Below are 19,519 nucleotides of genomic sequence, written 5' to 3' on the forward strand. Positions count from 1 at the left end.
GGGGGAGATGTCCGGCAGGACAGAGGGGGGTGCCTGGGCGCCCTGCCTGTCGTGACTACGCCATCGATAAACGTCCTCATCCGCCCCGGCCGCATCGAGGACGTCGAAACCATCCACGCCGCGATCCTGCGGCTTGGCGCGCATACAGGCGCACACCAGGAGATCACCTCTACAGCCAACGATCTGCGCACCTATGGCTTTGGCGAAAACCCTGCCTTCTCGACGCTGATTGCGGAAGTCGGCGGCGAATTCGCTGGCCTGTGCCTGCATTTCCCGATCTTCTCGACCTGGATGGGGCGGCCCGGCGTCTATGTGCAGGACCTCTATGTCGAGGACCGGTTTCGCGGCCGCAGGATCGGCGAACGCCTGCTGCGCCGTGCCGCGCGAGAATGCCGGAAGGACGGCGGCGTCTATCTCAGACTGTCCGTCGACACCGACAATGAAACCGCCAAGGCTTTCTACGAAAGGCTAGGCATTGCCTGGTCGAGCTACGAGCAGGTTCAGAAGATCGTCGGCGACGCGTTCTTTGCCTTCGCCGATGCGCCAGAGGAATGAGGGAAATTATGAAGGCCTTTTATGCCGACGAACAGAAGCGCCACGACCCCAAGGCGTTCCTGTCCAGCGGCGCCCAGAAACCCAATCCGGAAAAGCCGGAACGCGTCGAACGGCTGCTCGCCGGCGCCAAGGCAGCCGGCTGCACGATCGAACGGCCGAGGAATCATGGGCTTGGTCCGGTTGCCGCGGTGCATACGCCCGAATACCTTGATTTTCTCGAGCACATCTTCGCGCGCTGGCAGCGCATCGAAGGCGCTTCGGCGGAAGTGATCCCCAATATCCATCCAATCGCGCGGGACGGCTTCTATCCGGCCTCGGCGGTCGGCCAGGCCGGCTACCACATGGCCGACACCGCTTGCCCGATCTCCGGCGAGACCTGGCAGAGCGCACTGTGGAGCGCCTGGAGCGCGGTCGAGGCCGCCGACGCGGTGATGGCGGGCGCGCCGGCTGGTTATGCGCTGTGCCGCCCGCCCGGCCACCACGCCTTTGCCGATGTCGCCGGCGGCTTCTGCTTCATCAACAATTCGGCGATCGCGGCACAGGTGCTGCGCAAGCAAGCTGCGCGGGTGGCGATCCTCGACGTCGACCTGCATCATGGCAACGGCACGCAAGGCGTTTTCTATGCCCGGTCGGACGTGCTCACCGTCTCGCTGCATGCCGATCCGCTGCGCTTCTATCCGTTCTTCTGGGGTCATGCAGACGAGCGCGGCGAAGGGCCTGGTCTCGGCTACAATTTCAACCTGCCGCTGGTGCGTAAATCCGGCGATGCCGCGTTCCTGGAAGCACTCGACGTGGCGTTCCAGCGCATCCGCGCCTTTGCGCCGGAAGCGCTGGTGGTGGCGCTCGGCCTCGACGCCTTCGAAGGCGATCCGTTCGGCGGACTGTCGGTGACGACACCCGGCTTCTCGCGCATCGGCGAGGCTATCGCGGGCCTTGGCCTGCCGGCTGTCATCGTCCAGGAAGGCGGCTATCTCTGCGACGAACTTGGCGACAATCTTACCGCGTTCCTCACCGGCTTCGGCGGTGGCAGGAGGCGGTGATTTCGGCCGGATGTCGCGTCAGGAACGCTCCTGCCGCAGCATCGCGATGACACGGTGCACGCTCTCCAGCGTCTCATCGATTTCGGCCGCCGTATTGTAGTGGGCGATGCCGATGCGCACGACGCCCTGCTCGGCCGGAATGCCGAGCTGGTGGACGACCTCCCAGGCGTAGTTGTGGCCGGACCACAGGAAGATGTTTTCCGCATTCATCTGCCGCACGATCGTTTCGGGTACGATGCCGTCGATCGTGAACGAGACCGTCGGCACGCGCTCTCCGACACGCGCCGGATCAGTGATCCCATGGATGGTCAGTCCGGAAATAGCCGACAGCCCGTTGATCAACCTTTGCGTCAGCGGATTTTCGTAAGCGGTGGATATTTCGAACGCCTTGGCGATCTTGGCGCGACGCGACGCGTTCTCGCCTGGCGGTCCGCCCAGCTCCGCAAAGTAATCGACCGCTGCCGTCAGTCCCGCCATCAGTTCGATCTGCGGTGTGCCGAGCTCGAATCGTTCCGGCAGAGCATTGGACGAACAGCGGCATTTGTACGGTTTCAGCGCGTCGATGACATCCAGCCTGCCCCACAATATGCCCATATGCGGCCCGAAGAATTTATAGGCCGAGCAGACCAGGAAATCGCAGCCAATGTCCTGCACGTCGATCAGACCGTGCGGTGCGAACTGCACGGCGTCGACATAGACCAGCGCGCCGGCCTGCTTGGCGACGCGGGTCAGCGCCTTCACCCGGTTGATCGAGCCGGTCAGGTTGCTGGCGTAGTTCAAGGCGACCAGCCGCGTCCTGTCGGTGAGCAGCGCAGCAAGCGCCGCCTCCTCGATCTGCCAGCTCTGCTCGTCGAAAGGCAGCCAGCGCACGACAAGACCGAGGTCTTCGGCGAGCTGCAGCCATGGCGACACGTTGCCCTCGTGATCCATGCGGGTGAGAATGATCTCGTCGCCGGGTTTCATCATACGACCGAGGGTGCGCGACATGTGATAGGTCAGTGTCGTCATGTTGGCGCCAATGATGATTTCCTGCGGGCTTGCAGCACCCAGGAAATCGGCCATCGCCGCATGGGCGTCGTCGACGATCTGTTGCGCCGCAATCGTGGTTTCGAAGAAGCCGCCGAGATTGGCGTTTGTGGTCAGCAGGCAGTGCGACACCGCGTCGGCAAGCGCCTGCGGCACCTGTGTGCCGGCAGGGTTGTCGAGATAGATGCGGCGACGGCCCTTGTCGGTCAGCGACAGGGCTGGAAATTTCTCGCGCACGACCTCAATCGGAAAGTTCACTTTTTCTCTCTCTCTGTTGTAATCGTTTAGCAATCGTACCTTGCAGTGCCGGGAAGCAGCTCACGGACACGGGTTGCCGACACGCTGGTGAATTGCATCGACCGCCTTCTGCATGTCTTCGCTCCAGACGACAGCGGCGGAAGACAGCGCCATATCGAGCTGCGGAAGGGTGGTCGCGCCGATGATGCTCGAAGTGACGAAGGGACGGCTTGTGACATAGGCGTTGGCAAACAATGCCGGCTCCATGCCGAAAGAGCGCGCCAGTTCGTTATACTCGAGCTGCGCCTCCGCGGCATTGGGCGTCTCGTAGCGCTGGCCGCGGTTGAAAAGCTGAGAACGCGAGCCTTGCGGCCGCGCGCCATGATCGTATTTGCCGGTCAGGTAGCCCTGCGCCAGCGGCGAATAGGCGAGCAGGGAAACCTGTTCGCGCTCGCAGACCTCGGCAAGGTTCACCTCGAAGCCGCGGTTGACGAAATTATAGGCGTTCTGCAGCGACGCCAGGCGCGGGCCGACGCCTTTGTCGGCTTCGGCGATGAACCGCATGACGCCCCAGGAACTCTCGTTCGACAGGCCGAAATGGCGGATTTTTCCTGCCTTCACCAATTCATCGAAGACGGCAAGCGTTTCGGTGATCGGCGTCTCGCTGTCCGGTGCACCGGCGGAATCGGCCCGCAGCGGCACGGCACCGACGCGGTTCGGATTGGCGCCCCACGGCACGGCGCGCTCCGGCCAGTGGATCTGGTAGAGATCGAGATAGTCGGTATTGAGCCTGGTCAGCGATTTTTCGACGGCATCGAAGATGTCGGCGCGCACCAGCTTCGACGGGCGATCGCCGCGAAACCATGTGTTGGCGGTGCGCCCAACCACTTTCGAGGCGAGGATCACCTGATCGCGGTTGCCCTTTGCCCTCATCCAGCTGCCGATGATCCTCTCGGTCCAGCCTTGCGTCTCTGCCTTGGGCGGGATCGGGTAGAGCTCGGCAGTGTCGATGAAATTGACGCCGCACGAAAATGCCAGATCCATCTGCGCGTGGCCATCCGCTTCGGTGTTCTGCTGGCCCCAGGTCATCGATCCCAGGCAAATCTGGGAAACAAGAAGATCGGTCCGACCGAGGCGGCGTTTTTGCATTGAATTTTCTCCGGCGGGAAGTCTTTTGCGCGGCTGCGCGGGAAGGAAGCCGCAGCATACAGGAATGCGTGGGCTGTCTCCAACCCCGCCGCCCGTGGCCAGCGACACTTTTCCGCGAGACCGAAGCAGGGCGCTCGGCGAAGTCAAAAAATCAGTGCAGCATGGCTGCCATGCAAATGCTGCACTGCACAATTGTCATGATTTGCCTATATTGCGACTCGGGGAGGACCAATCAGGGGCTTCAATCATGGGTTTCCTCACTGAAATGTTCGCCCGTCCGCGTCCGCAGGAACATCTGCGCTACCGCGCGGCTCTGGCGCTGCTTCATTCGATGAACAATGCCGACCGTGCGGACATCGGCATCAAACCAGCCGATTTTCCGCGCGTCGCTCGCGAAATGTCCTCACGCTAATCGGATATCCCGGCTCGACCGGGATATCGCCTTGCCAATTCTTCAACGTGAACCGATGAAAGTCGCCTTGCTCAGCGGCACGCCGTTGTGGCGCAGGATGTCGTAGGCCGTGGTCACGTGGAAATAGAAATTGGGCATGGCGAGATGCAGCAGATACTGCATGCCGGCCATTGAGAATTCGCGCTGGCCAAGCTTCAGCTCGATCATTCTGTCATCGGAGCCGTCCATATCGGCAGCCGAGAATGTCGCCAGAAGGTCGACAGTCTTGGCGATGCGCGCCTGGAGATCGGCAAAGCTCGCCTCGCTGTCTTCGTATTTCGGCACCTCGCGACCGGCAAGCCGCGACGGCGCGCCCTTGGCGTGGTCGGTCGCGATCTGCACCTGTCTGGTCAACGCATACATGTCCGGCGCCAGCCTCGACGCCAAAAACACCTGCGGATCGATCTTGCGGTCGAGCGCATTCTGCTCGGCGATGTTCAGTACGTTGGATAGCGCCTTCAACCTGGCCGAAAACACCGGCACGGACGCTTCATACATCGATATGGTCACGAGACTCTCCTATCCGGCGGGAGCGCCGACGGCGGTGACCTAGCGCCTCCGCCGGCGATTCTTCAAGCGTCACCGCGTCGCCGCAATCGGTATGATAGGATTTCCCATCCGGTGGAGATTCCCGATGAGAAGCGCCCTTTTTGCAGCGACAGCTTTTTTCTCCCTTGCCGTGACAGTCCAACCAGTGCTCGCCGCCGAAGCGCCTTATGTCGACGACAGGTCGGACGCCGAAGCGGTCATCCGCTCGTTCTACAGCGCCATCAACCGGCAAGAATTCGCGCGCGCCTGGGACTATTTCGGCGAAACCAGGCCGGCCAAGGATTTCGACGCCTTCGTCAAGGGCTATGACGGCACCGAAAGGGTCGAGGTCAAAACCGGTGGCGTGTCCGAAGACGGTGCGGCCGGCAGCATCTATTACAATGTTCCGGTCGCCATCCGGGCGACAGCCAAGGACGGCAGCGAAAATGTCTTTGCCGGCTGCTACACGCTGCGCCAGGTCAACGCCTCGATCCAGGAACCGCCATTCCGCCCGATCTTCATCGACAAGGGCGCGCTGAAACCGACCAAGGCCGAATTCGAGGACGCTGTGCCGGAAAGCTGCGGCGACGCACCACCGCCGCCGAAGAAGGATGCGGCGCTGGAGCAGGCCAAGAAGGCGTTTGCGGCCGCCTATGGCGAACAATGCGACGAGGAAATGCCTGGCGGCGAGCCTGTGGCAGAGCCGGACGCCTACTCCCTCCGCTACAAGGACGCGGGCGCCGAGGCCGATCAGCCCGAACGCGAGACGCGGCTGTTTCGCTTCTTCTGTTCGATGGCTGCCTACAATGAGAGTGCCGTCTACTATGTCTACGACGATGTGTCAGGCGTCCGGCAGTTGCAGTTCGCCTCGCCGGAACTCGATATCCACTATGAGAACAACGATAGCGAAGGCAAGGTTGAGGCGATCAACGTCACCGGCTTCCAGACCGACGACCAGCTGGTCAATTCCGAGTATGACGACGCCACCAAGACGATCTCGTCGCTCAACAAGTGGCGCGGTGTCGGCGATGCCTCGTCGGCCGGCACCTATCTGTTTCGCAACGGCAATTTCTCGCTGGTGCAGTACGATGTCGACGCCTCCTACGACGGCGAGATCAACCCGCAGACAGTGGTGGACTATAACACACCGCCTTAAGGGGCCTCCGACAGCATCCAGTTGAGCGTGCCGCGCCAGTCGGTCATGCGGATCGGCGTGCCGTGCGTGCCGGTCTCGAAGCGGACAAAGCGGGTCGGATAGGTTTTCGTTTTGGCCAGGATCGAACGGAAGAAGGCTTCCTGTTTCTCGACTGGAAACACAGGGTCCTTGCTGCCCTGGCCAAAGAAGACCGGAACACGGCGCTTGAAAGCCGGGCTTGAGAAGAAACTTTCATCCCACAGCGAACCGAGCAGCAGCAGCCCGTCGATGCGGCCGCCAGTATCCTTGCGGGCGGCTAGCTTCCAGCACAATGCGCCGCCCATCGAGCCGCAGGCAACGAAGATCTTCGCGCCCGGCGACCGTTCGGCATAGTGGCCGATCAGCGCGGCGATCTGGGCCGCGCCGGTGTCGCCGAAATCAGAAAAGTCCGGCGACAGATAGAGGCCGCCATTGCCGGCCATCAGGTTCTTGATGCGGTTGAAATTGCCGCCGAAGGTGAAGTCGTCAACGCCCTGCTTGCGGCTGCCGCCCTGCCCGTGCAGATAGAGCACGATGATGCCGGCGGCTTGCATGCGGCCGACTGCGATGTGGCGGATATCGCCGGCGCCGCTCTTCAGCAGCAGATCCTGCTGCACCTTGCGTACACCGGTGTCGACATACTGCGCCTGCGCGCGGCGCTCCGGCACTTTGTCGCGGGCGTTGATATCGCGCAGCTCACGGTAGTCGACGACTGTATAGGCGCCCTCGGAAGAGAGGATGGCCGGATAGGCGAACAGGTCGTCCTTGAAGGGCTTTAGCGTGAGAACGTCGGCGTAAGCGGCGCGAGAAAACAAGAAAAATATTGAAGTCAGAAGGGCGCATAGGACGGTACGAACAGCCATCCCTCAGGCATGCGTTTTTCGGCCCCGGTTTGTCAATCCTGCAGCACGCCGCCGGCGCCTTCCAGCGCCTCGGGGGTGTCGACATCGATGGACGCTGCCTCGCCGATCTCGACATCGACGACATCGAGCCCTTCGGCCTCGACCAGATGGCGCGCGCCGGTATCGCCTTCGAGATGAGCGATCGCCGCAAACAGTGAGCGCGGCAACAGCACCGGGTTGCCTCGCTTTCCTTCATGCGAGGCGCGCACGACCGATCGGCCCTCGGATTTGCGGAATGCATCAATCAGCCTGTCGAGATCGGCTGACGCGATGCCAGGCATGTCGCCAAGCACGATCATGGCGCCGGCAGCATTGCCAGCAACCCGCGCGATGCCGGCCTTCAGCGATGAAGACAGGCCCTCAGCGAAATCCGGATTATCGGCGAAAGTTACATCCAGTCCCGACAACGCAGCGCGTACACGCTCACGCTGATGGCCGGTGACGACAATGGTATCAGAAGCTTTAGAGCCGAGCGCTCGTTGGGCGCTGCGGCGCACCAGCGGTTTGCCATCGAACAGCGCCAGCAGCTTGTTCGGGCCGCCCATTCGGCTGGAGCGACCGGCGGCCAGCAGCACGATATCGACCTTCAACTCGGCACTCAACGACTTTGGCGCCGGCAGCGGCTCGCGCGGCTGCGGCCGGGTCGGGATTTCCATCAACAGACCGCCGACACCCATGCCGGCAATATCCCTGGCCGTCACGTCCAGGCCGGCGATCAACCGGTCGAGAACCCAGTCGAAGCCGTTCTCCTTGGGGCTGCGGGCGCAGCCCGGTGCGCCGATGACGCGCTTGCCGGCAAGCGTGCCGAGCACCAGGAGATTGCCGGGATCGACAGGCATGCCGGCGCGGATGACGATGCCGCCGGCCTTCTCGATCGCCGCCGGGACGACGTCGCCAAAATCGCTCATCGCCGAGGCGCCGAAGATCACCACAATGTCGTTGTCACGCGCCAGCGAGGCCGCAGCCTCCGCAACGGCGCCAATTTCGTGCGGCGTGCGGCGCTCGGCCGTCAGCCGGCCACCTGAGCGCGCCAGACGGGCTTCGGTGACCCGCAACGTCTTGTCGAGCACACTCGTCTTGATGCCGGGCAGAACTGTCTGGATGACACCGACACGCACCGGCTGATAGGCATTGACGGCAAAGATCTCGCCGCTGGCGCAGATCCTTGCCACCGCATCGACCAGGGCGGAACCCACGGCGAAGGGAATGATCTTCACGGTTGCGACCATTTGGCCTTTTTCGACCGGTGCATGCTGCGCCAGCGTGGCGATGGTGATCGTCGGATCGACAGCGTTGATGGCGTCGACCATCGCTGCATCGACCGTGAAAATGCCGGCGGCCTGGGCGTGCAGGTTCACCCGGCCGGTCGCGGCGGGCTTCGCCTCGACGTTGCGGTGGATCATGCTTTCGGCGATTTTTTCGGCGGCAGCGTCCTCGCTGAGATCATCCGAAGCCAAGACAGCGGCAACTACCTCCGAAAACCCCGCCGCCTTGAGCAAAGACACATCGTCGGCGCTCAGCCTGTGTGCCTTGCGCAAGCGCCGTTCTCCGGCCGTGGTGGCGTGCGCCAGCACCGCGCCTTCGGCTGTGTCGATGGGGATTGGCCCAAACTTCACGCCGCCGCGTCCGTAGAGCGCCGCGCGTCCTTTTGGACGCGCAAAGGACGCTCTACCACTTTGAATCTACGCATCGTGCTTCTCCAAAATCGATTCCGATTTTCGGGCCGATGCGGTAGATTCGAGGCCACGCAAACGAAAGGCCTGGATCGCCTGCGCTAGAATAGCGACCGCGATCTCGGCCGGGCTCGCGGCGCCAATGTCCAAGCCGATCGGCGCGTGGATGCGCGCGATCTGGTCGGCTGTCGCGCCCAAAGCCAGCAGGCGCTCAACCCGCTTCGCATGAGTCTTGCGGCTGCCGAGCGCCCCGACATAAAAGCAGTTGGCGTCGAGCGCCGCCTTGAGCGCGAAATCGTCGATCTTCGGATCATGGGTGACGGCTGCCAACGCCGTATAGCTGTCGAGCGGCTGGCGCTTCAGGATATCCTCCGGCCATTCAGCATGCAGCGCGACATCGGGAAAGCGGTCTGCGGTGGCAAAGGCCGTGCGCGGATCGACGATTTCGACGGGATAGCCAGCGATCTTGGCCATCGGCGCCAGTGCCTGGCTGATATGGACTGCGCCAATCACCACCAGGCGCGGCTGCGGCAGATAGGCGTTGAGGAAGAAGGTTCGCCCTTCAGCCTCGACCGACCCGGAATTGCCTGATCGAAACGCCTTGGCGATCGCAGCACCCAATTCGCCGGCGACCTGATCGCCCTCCCGCACGATACGATCGCGGCCATCGCCGAGATCGGTGACCAGGATTACCGCGCGGCGGGCGCGGCGTTCGGCGTTCAGCGTCTTCAGCGCGTAGGGATCCATCGAAATATCTCTTGCTTAAGCATGATTCTTGTCCGCAAACCGGTTCCCACTTTGCGGGATCATGCTTCTAACCCAACCGCTCGACATAGACCTTGATGCGGCCACCGCAGGACAGGCCGACCTGCCAGGCGGTCTCGTCGGCGACGCCGAATTCCAGCATCTTGGCCTTGCCGCTGTCGATGACGTCGACTGCCTCGGTGACCACCGCGCCTTCCACGCAGCCACCAGAGACGGAGCCGTGGAAATTGCCTTCCGCGTCGATGACCAGGTGGCTGCCGACCGGGCGCGGCGCCGAGCCCCAGGTCTCGACCACGGTGGCAATGGCGACATCCTTGCCGTCTTTCATCCAGCCTTCCGCAATGATCAGCGGATCGCGCGCCTCATCGAGATAAATGCTGTTTTCCATCACCGTTTCTCCCGGAGAAAACATATGGCTATGCGGCGCTTCTCGCGCCACCCTCAATCCACCTGCGTGGGTCGACCGAGCGCGCCGAAGTCTTGTCCAGCGACGCGCACAGATCGGCGAGCGCCTCGAGATTGTGCACCGAGCGGAACTCGTCGACATGCGGCAGCATCGCCTTGACGCCGCGGGCGCGTGCTTCGAAGCCGTCGAAGCGCAGCAGCGGGTTCAGCCAGATCAGCCGCCGGCAGGATTTGCGCAGGCGCTCCATTTCCTTCGACAGGCCGGCAACGTCGTCGCGCTCCAGCCCGTCCGTGATCAGGAGAACCACCGCACCCTGCCCCAGCACACGCCGCGACCACAGCCGGTTGAATTGCGCCATCGTATCGCCGATGCGGGTGCCGCCCGACCAGTCCATCACCGCCGCCGAACAATCGGCGAGTGCCGCGTCTGGATCGCGATGGCGCATCTGCCGCGTCAGATTTGTCAGCCTGGTGCCGAAAACGAAAGCGTGCACGCGCCGGCGCTTTTCGGTCAGCGCATGCAGGAAATGCAGGAAGATGCGCGTGTACTGGCTCATCGAACCGGAAATATCGGCAAGCACGACCAGCGGCGGGTGAACCTCGCGGGCTGAACGGAATTTTGGCAGGATCAGTTCTCCGCCTGTTCGCGCGGCCGAGCGCATCATGGCGCGCGGATCGATGCGACGGCCATGCGCATTGGATTTGAAGCGCCGTGTCCTGACCATGTCGAAGGGCAGCCGCAACCCGGCGATCGCCTTCTTGGCGTCGGCCATCTCGGCGGCGTTCATTTGGGCAAAATCCTTGCCCCTCAGCACCTCGTGGCCGGAAAATGTGAAGCGGGCGTCGACCTCGATCTCGGGGATTTCCTGCGCCGGCTGGTTCTTCTGGTGGCCCTCGAACATCGCCTGGCTGACGCGGTTTTCCGCAGCGCGCGGCTTTTGCTTCTCTCTGAAATCAGGCGCAACTGGCGAAAACATCGCCAGCATCTTTTCGATCAGCTCGTGCGATTTCCAGAACAGCCGGAAAGTCTCGTCGAAGGTGGGGTGGTCCTCGTGCCGCGACACCAGCACGGCGTGCAGCGTCCAGTAGAAATCGTCGCGGGAACCGATGCCGGCGGCCAGCACCGCCTCGATGGCATCCTTGACCGAGGCCGGGCCGATCCGCATGCCGGCCTTGCGCAAGGTGCGGGCGAAATAGACGATGTTGTCGGCGATCCGCCCATCCGGCGTGGCCTCTTTCGGTTCGGGACGCGGCGTGGCCATCGCCTACTCCGCCGCCGAAAGCTCGGCCTTCACCTCGTTGAGGATGCGCCGGCCTTCGCCCTGTTCGATACGGGCAATGTCGTCCTGGTATTTCAACAGCACGCCGATCGTGTCGGAAACGGTTTCCGGATCGAGCGCCACCTTGTCGAGTTCGGTCAGCGCGCCGGCCCAGTCGATGGTCTCGGCAACACCCGGCACCTTGAACAGCTCGATCTGGCGCAACTTCTGGATGAACGAAACCACCTCGGCCGACAGCCGGCTGTTAGCCTGCGGCACTTTCCGGCGCACGATCTCCAGCTCGCGCTCGGCATTGGGATAGTCGACCCAGTGATAGAGGCAGCGGCGCTTCAGCGCGTCATGGATCTCGCGGGTGCGGTTGGTGGTGATGATGACGATCGGCGGTTCCTGCGCCTTGATCGTGCCGAGCTCGGGCACCGTCACCTGGAAGTCGGAGAGGATTTCGAGCAGGAACGCCTCGAAGGCCTCGTCGGTGCGGTCAAGCTCGTCGATCAGGAAGACCGGGGCGGCGCCCGCCTTGCCGGTCAGCGCGTCGAGCACCGGGCGGCGGATCAGGTATTTTTCGGAAAAGACGTTGCGCTCCATGTCGGAGCGGTCAACTTTGCCGACCGCCTCCTCCATGCGGATCTCGATCATCTGCGCGGCATAATTCCACTCGTAGACGGCCGAGGAGACATCGAGGCCTTCATAGCATTGCAGGCGGATCAACCGGCGGCCGAGCGCTTGCGCCAGCACCTTGGCGATCTCGGTCTTGCCGACGCCCGCCTCGCCCTCAAGGAACAGCGGCCGTTTCATGCGCAGCGACAAGAACAGCACGGTCGCCAGCGACCGGTCCGCCACATAGTCCGCATCGGTCAGGAGATCGAGCGTCTCGTCGATCGTCCGCGGCGTGGGGCGCGGTTTCAACCCGGTCATTCTCTCTCCGTGGGTGCGGCCGTCCATCCAGAGCCTCTACAGAGCGTGATAGCCGCGGTCGTGATAGATCAGCGGCCGCAAATTACCGCCGATACGAAGGCCTGTCACCTTGCCAAAAAGCACACGGTGGGTGGCCAGATCCTTGGTATCGATCAGTTCGCAGTCGAACACGGCTAGCGCGCCCTTCAGCGTCGGCGCGCCGGTCGAGATCATATCCCACTCACCGAGCGCGAAGCGTTCCTCGACGGGCAGGCCGGTGAGGCCGGAAAAGCCGATCGACAGCGCCTCCTGGTCCGAGGCCAGCGTGTTCAAGGCGAACCTGCCATTCTTCACGAACGGCTCGTTCTTGGGATTTTCGCGATTGAGGCAGACCAGGATGGTCGGCGGCGTGTCCGACACCGAACAGGCTGCAATGACAGTCGCACCGCGCCTGCCGGCGGGACCGTCGGTGGTGACCACATGGACGTGGCCGGCAAAATGGGCCATCGCGTCGCGATAGGCCTGCGGCCCTATGTCGTTCTTCTTCAGCACCGGCGATTTCCATTGGTTTAAAGCGAGATGAACCAAACCGTTATATATGGCGGCATATTGCATGCCACAAGCGAAGTGGTTGACATGCATCCGGAATTTCGCGTGTTGCGTGAAAGCTGACCAGCCTTTAGGTCTTGGCAGGAAGTGGCGCCGGCAAACACGCGACCGGCGCGGAGGAATTCTTCGCTCACATGCGCCCCCGGACAACAGCCACGACAACGACAATAGCGGTGCTGGCCTGGCTGTCTCTCGCCGGTGATGCGAACGCTGAGACGCTGCTGGTCGGCGTCGCAGCACCACTATCCGGGCCGTCGGCGATCCTTGGCAAACAGATCGAGGCGGGCGCCGGCCTGGCGGCAGCGGCGACCGGCGCTCAACCTAGGGTTGTCAACGACGCCTGCACGGCCGATGGCGGGGCTGCCGCGGCGAGGGAATTCGTTGCGGCGAAAGTCAGCGTGGTCGTCGGCTTCCTCTGCACCGACGCGATCGAGGCGGCACTGCCGATCCTGAAGGACGCCAACATACCGGTCATCACCGTCGGCGTGCGCACCGAAAGCCTGACCGACCGGCGCGCCAAGACCGGCTGGCGGATCTTTCGGCTCGGGCCGCGCGGCGATGACGAGCGCAACGCCGTCGCCTTCAATCTCACCCGCCGATGGCCGAACGAGCTGTTCGCCATCATCGACGACGGCACGATTTACGGCCGCGAAATCGCCGAGTCGCTCAGGGCGGCAGCCGAGCAGGCGGCGCTGAAACCGGTGTTCGTCGACACATTCAGGCCGCAGCTCGACAACCAGATCGGGCTGATCGGGCGACTGAGGAAAGCCGGTGCAACGCATGTCTTCGCCGGCGGCGACGGCGAAGACATCGCCATCATGGGCCGCAACGCCAGCCAGCTCGATGCCGGCATCATTTTTGCCGGCGGCGAAGCGCTGCGCACAGCGCCCGGCGACGTGCCTTATGCCACGGGCACGCTGATGATTGCACCGCCCGAATGGGCCGATGTGGCCGATTCCAGGGTGCTCGAAAGCTTTGCCGCACAAAATATCGTGCCGGAGGGCTACACGCTGCCGGCCTATGCGGCGGTCGAGATCGCCAAGGCGGCGACGGCCCTGGCGGAAACCTCGGGCAAGCCACTGGCCGATGCGATCGCCGCGCAAGACTTCAGCACCGCGATCGGGCCGATCCGCTTTGACGGCAAGGGCGACTTGACCGAAAACCTCTATCGGGTGTTCCGTTTCAACGGCGCAAATTTCGTGCCGGCGGAGGCCGAATGATGTTTCGCACAGGGCGGCGCAATCTCATCACCGATGTCGCCGGCCTGCGCGTCGGCAACGCTTCCGATGTGAGACTGAAATCCGGGGTGACCACGGTCGTCTGCGACGAGCCGGCGGTGGCCGGTGTGCAGATCCTGGGCGGCGCGCCGGGCACCCGCGAGACCGACCTGCTCGAGCCGCACAATTCGATCGAGGCGATCCATGCCGTGGTGCTTTCGGGCGGCTCGGCCTTCGGTCTCGATGCTGCCTCCGGCGTGCAGGCGGCATTACGCGAGAGGGGCATCGGCGTGGAGGTCGGTGGCTTTCGCGTGCCGATCGTGCCGGCGGCGATCCTGTTCGACCTGCGCAATGGCGGCGACAAGGACTGGGGCCGCTATCCGCCCTACCGCGATCTTGGCTATGCGGCGGCACAGGCTGTCAGCAGCGATTTTGCGCTGGGTACGGTCGGCGCGGGCACCGGTGCCCTGAGTTCCGGCCTCAAGGGTGGCCTCGGATCGGCCTCGACGGTGCTCGACAGCGGCGTCACCATCGGCGCACTCGCCGCCGTCAATCCGACCGGCTCGGTGACGATCGCCCGAAGCAGGCACTTCTGGGCAGCGCCCTTCGAGATCGGCGACGAATTCGGCGGGCTTGGTTATCCCTCGCCGATGCCGGAGAACGCGAAAAAAATTCTGCTGAAATTTCGCGATAAGCAAGTGGGAGGCAACACGACCATCGCGGTCATCGCCACGGACGCCCTTCTCACCAAGGCCGCCGCCAAACGCCTGGCGATATCAGCGCATGACGGCTTCGTGCGCGCCATTTGGCCGACACATACGCCGGCCGACGGGGATCTGGTTTTCGCGCTGGCGACCGGCAAGAGCGGTATCGAGCTCGCGCCCAACGACGCCATCGACCTCTACGCCGCGGCCGGCGCCACCATGGCGCGCGCCATCAGCCGCGGCGTCTTTGCCGCGACGCCTGCCAAAGGCGACGTGTTTCCGGTCTGGTCGTCGCGCTGAATGCGCGCTGCGGTTATCAAAGGGGCCCGTAATCAAATGGGCCGCAATCACATGGGCCGTGATCAGGTGGGGTCGGATTTTTCTTCCTCGAATGTGACCGCAACATCCGAATTTGCCGACAGCCGCACTTTCTGGCCCTCGACTTCGGCTACGAGGCTGAGCGGAATATAGTGGTGATGCCCCCTGTGAGCGCCCTCGCCGCTGTCGCGCTTGGTCAGCTTGATTCGTTGGCCCTCAACTTTGTCGACGGTGCCGACATGGACGCCGTCGGCGCCGATCACTTCCATATGTTCGCGAATGCTGGCTGCATCGGTCATTGTGGGTTCTCCATTCCAAGCTGCCAACATAAACAACTGAGGGCACGATTGGATGCATCGGGTTTGCGTTTCAGAGGGCACGACGTTTTGATGATGTCGTGATAGTGATCGAAACAACTCTGGCTGCCTAAACGGAAATCCGATGCGCACCCTTGTTGTGTTTGCTGTGTCCCTCCTTGCCCAGTTTGCAACTTCGCTCGCCGCGCATGCCGGCGATGTCGCCGAGCTTGAAATCCTCGGCTTCACTGCGGATGGGGGCGCCTTCGCTTTCGAGGAATATGGCGTCCAGGACGGATCGGGATTTCCCTATGCCAATCGCTATTACATCAACACGGCCGACGACAGTTTTATCAAGGGCACGCCGATCAGGGTGCGGCTTGACGACGAGAACGCAACGCTCGACGCGGCGCGTCTTGCAGCTCGGCAAAAAGGCGAAGCTATCATCGAACAGGCGGATTTGACCGCGAATCGCGGCGTCACCGCCGGCTTCAACCCGGTCACCGAACTTTCGGCCGATCCATTCCGCATGGTGGTCAACCCGCGGCCGATCTTTTCGCCGGTCGACGATCCGCTCGAGTTCCGGCTCGACGAGATCGGCATGAACGACACGGAAGCCTGCCAGAGCCTTGGCGAGATCAACGGCTTTCGCTTGCTGCGCATCGAGGCGAAAGACGGCGGCAAGACTGAACTCCTGCACGAAGACAAGTCGATCCCCAAAAGCAGAGGCTGCCCGAACGGCTATCGGATCGGCGCGGTGCAGACATTTTCCATGCAGGGCCTCAGCGCCTATGCCGTGCTGATCGCGGTGCGCCAGTACGGCTTCGAAGGGCCGGATTTTCGCTGGATCGCGGTGACCGGCCGACTGTGACGCCGCTTCCCGTCATACGCAACCGGGTCCTGGATCGCATCCGCAACGCCTTGCCGTCGCCGCGCGCCGCGGTTTGCGGCGCCCTGCTATGGGCCGCAGCGATGGGCGCCAGCGCGCTTGTCAATCTGCTGCTGGACGACTGGGTGACCCCGGCAAATATTCGCTTCGTCTCGTTGCTCTATGCGGCGGGCGGTGCGCTGGCCTATCCGGTTGGCCTGTTCCTGGCGCGGCTCGTCTCGCTCGGAAGGCATTGGCAAGTTGCCTTGGCGGCCGCGTTTGTCTGCCTTCTTACCACCACGATCGGCTTCACCGGTGGGCTCTTTGCGCTGCAATACCGTTCCTACTATGCCCAGTGGCATGAACCTGCACTGACCATCGCCTGGTCCATCCAGTTCGTGCACACCGTAGCAACCGCGTTCTATCAATTCATCGTGCTGGGCATCCGGCTTTATTTTCCGCTCGGGTTCATCGCGCTTGCACTCGCCAGCATCTGGTTTGCGCGGCAGCAGCGTTGAGCATTTTGTCTGCCTCTGTTACGACGCGGGCGAACGCCCTCGCAAGTCAGGATTGACCGATGATCCCTCGCTACTCCCGGCCGGAAATGGTGGCCATCTGGTCGCCCGAGACCCGGTTCCGCATCTGGTTCGAGATCGAGGCCTACGCTTGCGACGCGCTGGCCGAGCTCGGCGTGATCCCGAAGGAAGCCGCCAAAACCATTTGGGAAAAAGGCGGGGCCGCGAAGTTCGACGTCGAGGCCATCGACGAGATCGAGCGCGTCACCAAGCACGACGTCATCGCCTTTCTCACCCACCTCAGCGAATTCGTCGGGCCGGACGCCCGCTTCATTCATCAGGGCATGACATCCTCGGACGTTCTCGACACCTGCTTTGCCGTGCAGCTCACCCGCGCCAGCGACATCCTTCTGGCCGACATCGACGGCCTGCTTGCGGCGCTCAAGCGCCGCGCTTTCGAACACAAGGACACAATCACCATCGGCCGCAGCCACGGCATCCATGCCGAGCCGACCACCTTCGGTGTGAAGCTGGCGCAGGCCTATGCCGAATTCTCGCGCTGCCGCGAACGGCTGGTGCACGCGCGTGAGGATATTGCGACGTGCGCCATATCAGGTGCTGTCGGCACCTTCGCCAACATCGACCCCTATGTCGAAGAGCATGTGGCGAAGAAACTCGGATTGAAGCCGGAGCCAGCGTCGACGCAGGTGATCCCGCGCGACCGACACGCGATGTTCTTCGCGACGCTCGGTGTCATCGCATCGTCGATCGAACGGCTAGCGATCGAGATCCGCCATCTGCAGCGCACCGAGGTGCTGGAGGCGGAAGAGTATTTTTCGCCCGGACAGAAAGGCTCGTCGGCGATGCCGCACAAGCGTAACCCGGTGCTTACCGAAAACCTCACCGGGCTTGCGCGCATGGTGCGTTCCTTCGCGCTACCGGCGATGGAGAACGTGGCGCTCTGGCACGAGCGCGATATCTCGCATTCGTCGGTCGAGCGCATGATCGGCCCGGATGCGACCGTGACGCTCGATTTTGCGCTGTCGCGGCTGACCAGTGTCATCGACAGATTGCTCGTCTATCCCGACAACATGCTGAAGAACATGAACAAGTTCCGCGGCCTCGTGCATTCGCAGCGTGTGCTACTGGCGCTGACCCAGGCCGGTGTCAGCCGTGAGGAAGCCTACCGGCTGGTGCAGAGAAACGCCATGAAAGTGTGGGAGCAAGGCGCTGATTTCCTTGAGGAACTTTTGGCTGACAAAGAGGTCACCGCAGCCTTGCCCGAAGCCGAGATTCGTGAAAAATTCGACCTCGGCTATCATACCAAGCATATCGACACGATCTTCAAGCGGGTGTTCGGAGAAGCGTGATGATTTCGGCGGCCGGCGATTTCGATTTTCTCGCCCTGCCGGGGCGCGGCAATTCCGGGCCGGATCACTGGATGTCGCATTGGTGCCGGGCGTTCCCCAACTCGAGCCGCGTGCTGCAGGCCGAATGGGACAGGCCGGCACCTGAGGACTGGATCGGCCGGGTGGACGGTCGAAGGAAGGATCAGGATCCTCGACATTGGTTGCAGCGACCAGCAACGCGCCCGCAACCTTGTTGAGCTGGCTTTCGCTGGCGCCGGCCGCCCACTTCACCGCCGTCGCCACCGCCAGCGAGTGCGCAAGCAGCACAACACGCCGAGGTGCCGCGGCAATCGCGGCCTTGTTCGTCCCTTTGCGCCGATGCCGCTGAAACGCTTGCCGTTTCCGACCCTGGTGGTGGCAAGCCCCACCGATCCGCGCGTCACCTTCGACCAGGCAACGGCCTTCGCTGCTGCCTGGGGCGCGGACCTCGCCGATGCAGGCGATCTCGGCCATATGGGAAACGAGACCCACCTCGGCCTTTGGCCGGCGGGCCTGCTCATGCTCGGCCGCCTGCTGGAAAAGGCTCGGCTCTAACAGGCTTCCATAACGCTCAAGCCTTGCCGGGAACGGTCCTGATCACCGTTCCCCATGGGTCCTCGCGGGTTGTTGCATCAGTCACGTTGTCCGACCGCATTTCGACCCAGGCCAGGCCGGACCGAGACGGATCGCGACGGCCGGCGCCGGCGCTCTGCCACGCATTGGCGCCGATGTGGTGGTGATAGCCGCCTGAGGACAGGAAAACCGCCGCGCTGCCATATTTCGCCACCGTGTCGAAGCCGAACTCCTGGTGCCACCAGGCCTCGGCGTCTTCCGGCCGACCGACGCGCAAATGGACATGGCCGATGATGCTGTTATCCGGCATGCCCTGCCAGCCGGAATCGCCGGCCGGCAATTCGGCGACGACCGACGAAATATTCAGCCGTTCGGTCGCCATCGCTATCTTGTCACCATTCCACTTCCAGTCCTCATGGCGGCGGTCGGCATAGATCTCGATGCCGTTGCCTTCAGGATCGGTCAGGTAGAGCGCCTCGCTGACCAGATGGTCGGAAGCGCCGTCGATGCCGATATTGCTGGCGATGGCGTGGTTGATCCAGCGCCCGAGGTCGGCCCGGCTGGGCAGCAGGAAGGCAGTGTGGAAGAGGCCGGCGCTGCGCGGATCGTCGGGCTTTGCCGCTGCATCCGCCTCGATGTCGAGCAAGGGACGATTGGCGGCGCCCAGCGTAATCGTGCCGCCGGCGCGGCTCAGTTCCCGCAGACCGACGACGTCGTGATAATAGGCAGCGAGATTTTCGGCATCTCGCGCCCGCAACCCGACGCGGGCAACGCTGACCGGGGTCGTGGCGGCAAAAGGCAATTCGCTCATCGAAGTCTCCGTCTGGGCGGCCTTCGACGAGATCCCCAAAGCCAGGAGCCCGGCGCCACCTACCATTGTACGTCGTGTCAGTTCCAAATCCTGGGTCTCATGTACACGGCTGTTTCTTTTCCCGATGACAGATCGTCGTTC

Annotated in this window: 23 protein-coding genes and 1 pseudogene; 11 read left to right on the forward strand and 13 right to left on the reverse strand. The window is 63.1% G+C overall.

The features are described from left to right. The first annotated feature begins 51 nt into the window (after positions 1-51). On the forward strand, positions 52-555 hold the full coding sequence (locus tag NMG80_RS10545) for a GNAT family N-acetyltransferase (protein WP_254018030.1): 504 nt from the start codon (positions 52-54) through the stop codon (positions 553-555). An 8-nt stretch (positions 556-563) separates the two neighbouring features. Then, complete coding sequence (locus NMG80_RS10550) at positions 564-1,595, forward strand: histone deacetylase family protein (RefSeq protein WP_254018031.1); 1,032 nt, start codon at positions 564-566, stop codon at positions 1,593-1,595. An 18-nt stretch (positions 1,596-1,613) separates the two neighbouring features. On the opposite strand, the gene NMG80_RS10555 is transcribed toward NMG80_RS10550, so the two are convergent. Beyond that, a complete protein-coding gene (locus NMG80_RS10555) occupies positions 1,614-2,879 on the reverse strand; it encodes a cysteine desulfurase-like protein (RefSeq protein ID WP_254018032.1) in 1,266 nt (421 codons plus the stop codon). A 60-nt stretch (positions 2,880-2,939) separates the two neighbouring features. Next, a complete protein-coding gene (locus NMG80_RS10560; protein ID WP_254018033.1) occupies positions 2,940-4,007 on the reverse strand; it encodes an aldo/keto reductase in 1,068 nt (355 codons plus the stop codon). A 247-nt stretch (positions 4,008-4,254) separates the two neighbouring features. On the opposite strand from NMG80_RS10560, the gene NMG80_RS10565 reads away from it, so the two are divergent. Beyond that, a complete protein-coding gene (locus tag NMG80_RS10565) occupies positions 4,255-4,419 on the forward strand; it encodes a hypothetical protein (RefSeq protein ID WP_254018034.1) in 165 nt (54 codons plus the stop codon). A 42-nt stretch (positions 4,420-4,461) separates the two neighbouring features. On the opposite strand, the gene NMG80_RS10570 is transcribed toward NMG80_RS10565, so the two are convergent. Continuing rightward, the gene (locus NMG80_RS10570) at positions 4,462-4,968 is read right to left on the reverse strand and encodes a DUF1993 domain-containing protein (RefSeq protein WP_254018035.1); all 507 of its coding nucleotides are present in this window, start codon (positions 4,966-4,968) and stop codon (positions 4,462-4,464) included. A 124-nt stretch (positions 4,969-5,092) separates the two neighbouring features. Between NMG80_RS10570 and NMG80_RS10575 the strand changes: the two genes are divergently transcribed. Continuing rightward, complete coding sequence (locus NMG80_RS10575; RefSeq protein ID WP_254018036.1) at positions 5,093-6,142, forward strand: DUF1176 domain-containing protein; 1,050 nt, start codon at positions 5,093-5,095, stop codon at positions 6,140-6,142. Here NMG80_RS10575 and NMG80_RS10580 read toward each other — a convergent pair. The 7 genes from NMG80_RS10580 to NMG80_RS10610 all read right to left on the reverse strand — a co-directional run bounded on the left by NMG80_RS10580 (position 6,139) and on the right by NMG80_RS10610 (position 12,631). Then, positions 6,139-7,023: an alpha/beta hydrolase gene (locus tag NMG80_RS10580; protein ID WP_254018037.1), complete on the reverse strand. Its 885-nt coding sequence runs from the start codon at positions 7,021-7,023 to the stop codon at positions 6,139-6,141. The genes NMG80_RS10575 and NMG80_RS10580 overlap by 4 nt on opposite strands. A 32-nt stretch (positions 7,024-7,055) precedes the next feature. Further along, a complete protein-coding gene (locus tag NMG80_RS10585; RefSeq protein WP_254018038.1) occupies positions 7,056-8,678 on the reverse strand; it encodes an NTP transferase domain-containing protein in 1,623 nt (540 codons plus the stop codon). 66 nt (positions 8,679-8,744) lie between these two features. After that, on the reverse strand, positions 8,745-9,482 hold the full coding sequence (locus tag NMG80_RS10590; RefSeq protein WP_254018039.1) for an XdhC family protein: 738 nt from the start codon (positions 9,480-9,482) through the stop codon (positions 8,745-8,747). Between the two features lie 67 nt (positions 9,483-9,549). Beyond that, positions 9,550-9,888 (reverse strand): XdhC family protein, encoded by a 339-nt coding sequence (locus tag NMG80_RS10595; protein WP_254018040.1) that lies wholly within the window; start codon positions 9,886-9,888, stop codon positions 9,550-9,552. A 28-nt stretch (positions 9,889-9,916) separates the two neighbouring features. After that, on the reverse strand, positions 9,917-11,167 hold the full coding sequence (locus NMG80_RS10600) for a vWA domain-containing protein (RefSeq protein WP_254018041.1): 1,251 nt from the start codon (positions 11,165-11,167) through the stop codon (positions 9,917-9,919). Between the two features lie 3 nt (positions 11,168-11,170). Continuing rightward, positions 11,171-12,100, reverse strand: a complete 930-nt coding sequence (locus NMG80_RS10605) for an AAA family ATPase (RefSeq protein WP_254018042.1) — start codon at positions 12,098-12,100, stop codon at positions 11,171-11,173. Between the two features lie 36 nt (positions 12,101-12,136). Beyond that, a complete protein-coding gene (locus NMG80_RS10610) occupies positions 12,137-12,631 on the reverse strand; it encodes a flavin reductase (protein ID WP_254018043.1) in 495 nt (164 codons plus the stop codon). 191 nt (positions 12,632-12,822) lie between these two features. Between NMG80_RS10610 and NMG80_RS10615 the strand changes: the two genes are divergently transcribed. Both NMG80_RS10615 and NMG80_RS10620 read left to right on the forward strand, forming a co-directional pair. Beyond that, positions 12,823-13,908, forward strand: coding sequence for a branched-chain amino acid ABC transporter substrate-binding protein (locus NMG80_RS10615; protein WP_254018044.1), 1,086 nt, complete (start codon positions 12,823-12,825; stop codon positions 13,906-13,908). Beyond that, positions 13,908-14,909, forward strand: coding sequence for a P1 family peptidase (locus NMG80_RS10620; RefSeq protein WP_254018115.1), 1,002 nt, complete (start codon positions 13,908-13,910; stop codon positions 14,907-14,909). The genes NMG80_RS10615 and NMG80_RS10620 overlap by 1 nt, the downstream gene beginning before the upstream one ends. Positions 14,910-14,971: 62 nt before the next feature. Here NMG80_RS10620 and NMG80_RS10625 read toward each other — a convergent pair whose 3' ends face one another. Further along, on the reverse strand, positions 14,972-15,226 hold the full coding sequence (locus NMG80_RS10625; RefSeq protein ID WP_127208947.1) for a DUF2171 domain-containing protein: 255 nt from the start codon (positions 15,224-15,226) through the stop codon (positions 14,972-14,974). 142 nt (positions 15,227-15,368) lie between these two features. On the opposite strand from NMG80_RS10625, the gene NMG80_RS10630 reads away from it, so the two are divergent. Genes NMG80_RS10630 through NMG80_RS37285 form a run of 4 tightly spaced genes read left to right on the forward strand, consistent with a single transcriptional unit; the run spans position 15,369 to position 18,212 of the window. Next, positions 15,369-16,094 (forward strand): DUF2259 domain-containing protein, encoded by a 726-nt coding sequence (locus tag NMG80_RS10630; protein WP_254018045.1) that lies wholly within the window; start codon positions 15,369-15,371, stop codon positions 16,092-16,094. Next, the gene (locus tag NMG80_RS10635) at positions 16,091-16,609 is read left to right on the forward strand and encodes a hypothetical protein (RefSeq protein ID WP_254018046.1); all 519 of its coding nucleotides are present in this window, start codon (positions 16,091-16,093) and stop codon (positions 16,607-16,609) included. The genes NMG80_RS10630 and NMG80_RS10635 overlap by 4 nt, the downstream gene beginning before the upstream one ends. 59 nt (positions 16,610-16,668) lie before the next feature. Next, a complete protein-coding gene (gene purB, locus NMG80_RS10640) occupies positions 16,669-17,976 on the forward strand; it encodes an adenylosuccinate lyase (protein WP_254018047.1) in 1,308 nt (435 codons plus the stop codon). Beyond that, positions 17,976-18,212 carry an alpha/beta hydrolase gene (locus NMG80_RS37285; protein WP_436798583.1) on the forward strand — a complete coding sequence of 79 codons (237 nt, stop codon included), beginning with the start codon at positions 17,976-17,978 and terminating at the stop codon, positions 18,210-18,212. The genes purB and NMG80_RS37285 overlap by 1 nt, the downstream gene beginning before the upstream one ends. Here the strand turns inward: NMG80_RS37285 and NMG80_RS10650 are convergent. Then, positions 18,211-18,282: pseudogene (locus tag NMG80_RS10650) on the reverse strand (alpha/beta hydrolase); the annotation flags it as partial. The gene NMG80_RS37285 and the pseudogene NMG80_RS10650 sit on opposite strands and share 2 nt — an antisense overlap. Here NMG80_RS10650 and NMG80_RS10655 point away from each other — a divergent pair. Next, the gene (locus tag NMG80_RS10655) at positions 18,268-18,549 is read left to right on the forward strand and encodes an alpha/beta hydrolase (RefSeq protein WP_436798584.1); all 282 of its coding nucleotides are present in this window, start codon (positions 18,268-18,270) and stop codon (positions 18,547-18,549) included. The pseudogene NMG80_RS10650 and the gene NMG80_RS10655 sit on opposite strands and share 15 nt — an antisense overlap. Positions 18,550-18,565: 16 nt before the next feature. Here the strand turns inward: NMG80_RS10655 and NMG80_RS10660 are convergent, their stop codons facing one another. After that, positions 18,566-19,378 carry a VOC family protein gene (locus tag NMG80_RS10660; RefSeq protein ID WP_254018049.1) on the reverse strand — a complete coding sequence of 271 codons (813 nt, stop codon included), beginning with the start codon at positions 19,376-19,378 and terminating at the stop codon, positions 18,566-18,568. Positions 19,379-19,519 lie beyond the last annotated feature (141 nt).

Origin of the sequence: Mesorhizobium escarrei, assembly GCF_935825525.1 — a bacterium.
Classification (GTDB): domain Bacteria; phylum Pseudomonadota; class Alphaproteobacteria; order Rhizobiales; family Rhizobiaceae; genus Mesorhizobium; species Mesorhizobium escarrei.

Coding starts and splice junctions, on each gene's coding strand:
- NMG80_RS10660 (WP_254018049.1), bottom strand. CDS start 19,378: ATGAGCGAATTGCCTTTTGCCGCCACGACCCCGGTCAGCGTTGCCCGC.
- NMG80_RS10625 (WP_127208947.1), bottom strand. CDS start 15,226: ATGACCGATGCAGCCAGCATTCGCGAACATATGGAAGTGATCGGCGCC.
- NMG80_RS10620 (WP_254018115.1), top strand. CDS start 13,908: ATGTTTCGCACAGGGCGGCGCAATCTCATCACCGATGTCGCCGGCCTG.
- NMG80_RS10550 (WP_254018031.1), top strand. CDS start 564: ATGAAGGCCTTTTATGCCGACGAACAGAAGCGCCACGACCCCAAGGCG.
- NMG80_RS10605 (WP_254018042.1), bottom strand. CDS start 12,100: ATGACCGGGTTGAAACCGCGCCCCACGCCGCGGACGATCGACGAGACG.
- NMG80_RS10560 (WP_254018033.1), bottom strand. CDS start 4,007: ATGCAAAAACGCCGCCTCGGTCGGACCGATCTTCTTGTTTCCCAGATT.
- NMG80_RS37285 (WP_436798583.1), top strand. CDS start 17,976: ATGATTTCGGCGGCCGGCGATTTCGATTTTCTCGCCCTGCCGGGGCGC.
- NMG80_RS10615 (WP_254018044.1), top strand. CDS start 12,823: ATGCGCCCCCGGACAACAGCCACGACAACGACAATAGCGGTGCTGGCC.
- NMG80_RS10575 (WP_254018036.1), top strand. CDS start 5,093: ATGAGAAGCGCCCTTTTTGCAGCGACAGCTTTTTTCTCCCTTGCCGTG.
- NMG80_RS10600 (WP_254018041.1), bottom strand. CDS start 11,167: ATGGCCACGCCGCGTCCCGAACCGAAAGAGGCCACGCCGGATGGGCGG.
- NMG80_RS10595 (WP_254018040.1), bottom strand. CDS start 9,888: ATGGAAAACAGCATTTATCTCGATGAGGCGCGCGATCCGCTGATCATT.
- NMG80_RS10630 (WP_254018045.1), top strand. CDS start 15,369: ATGCGCACCCTTGTTGTGTTTGCTGTGTCCCTCCTTGCCCAGTTTGCA.
- purB (WP_254018047.1), top strand. CDS start 16,669: ATGATCCCTCGCTACTCCCGGCCGGAAATGGTGGCCATCTGGTCGCCC.
- NMG80_RS10580 (WP_254018037.1), bottom strand. CDS start 7,023: ATGGCTGTTCGTACCGTCCTATGCGCCCTTCTGACTTCAATATTTTTC.
- NMG80_RS10590 (WP_254018039.1), bottom strand. CDS start 9,482: ATGGATCCCTACGCGCTGAAGACGCTGAACGCCGAACGCCGCGCCCGC.
- NMG80_RS10565 (WP_254018034.1), top strand. CDS start 4,255: ATGGGTTTCCTCACTGAAATGTTCGCCCGTCCGCGTCCGCAGGAACAT.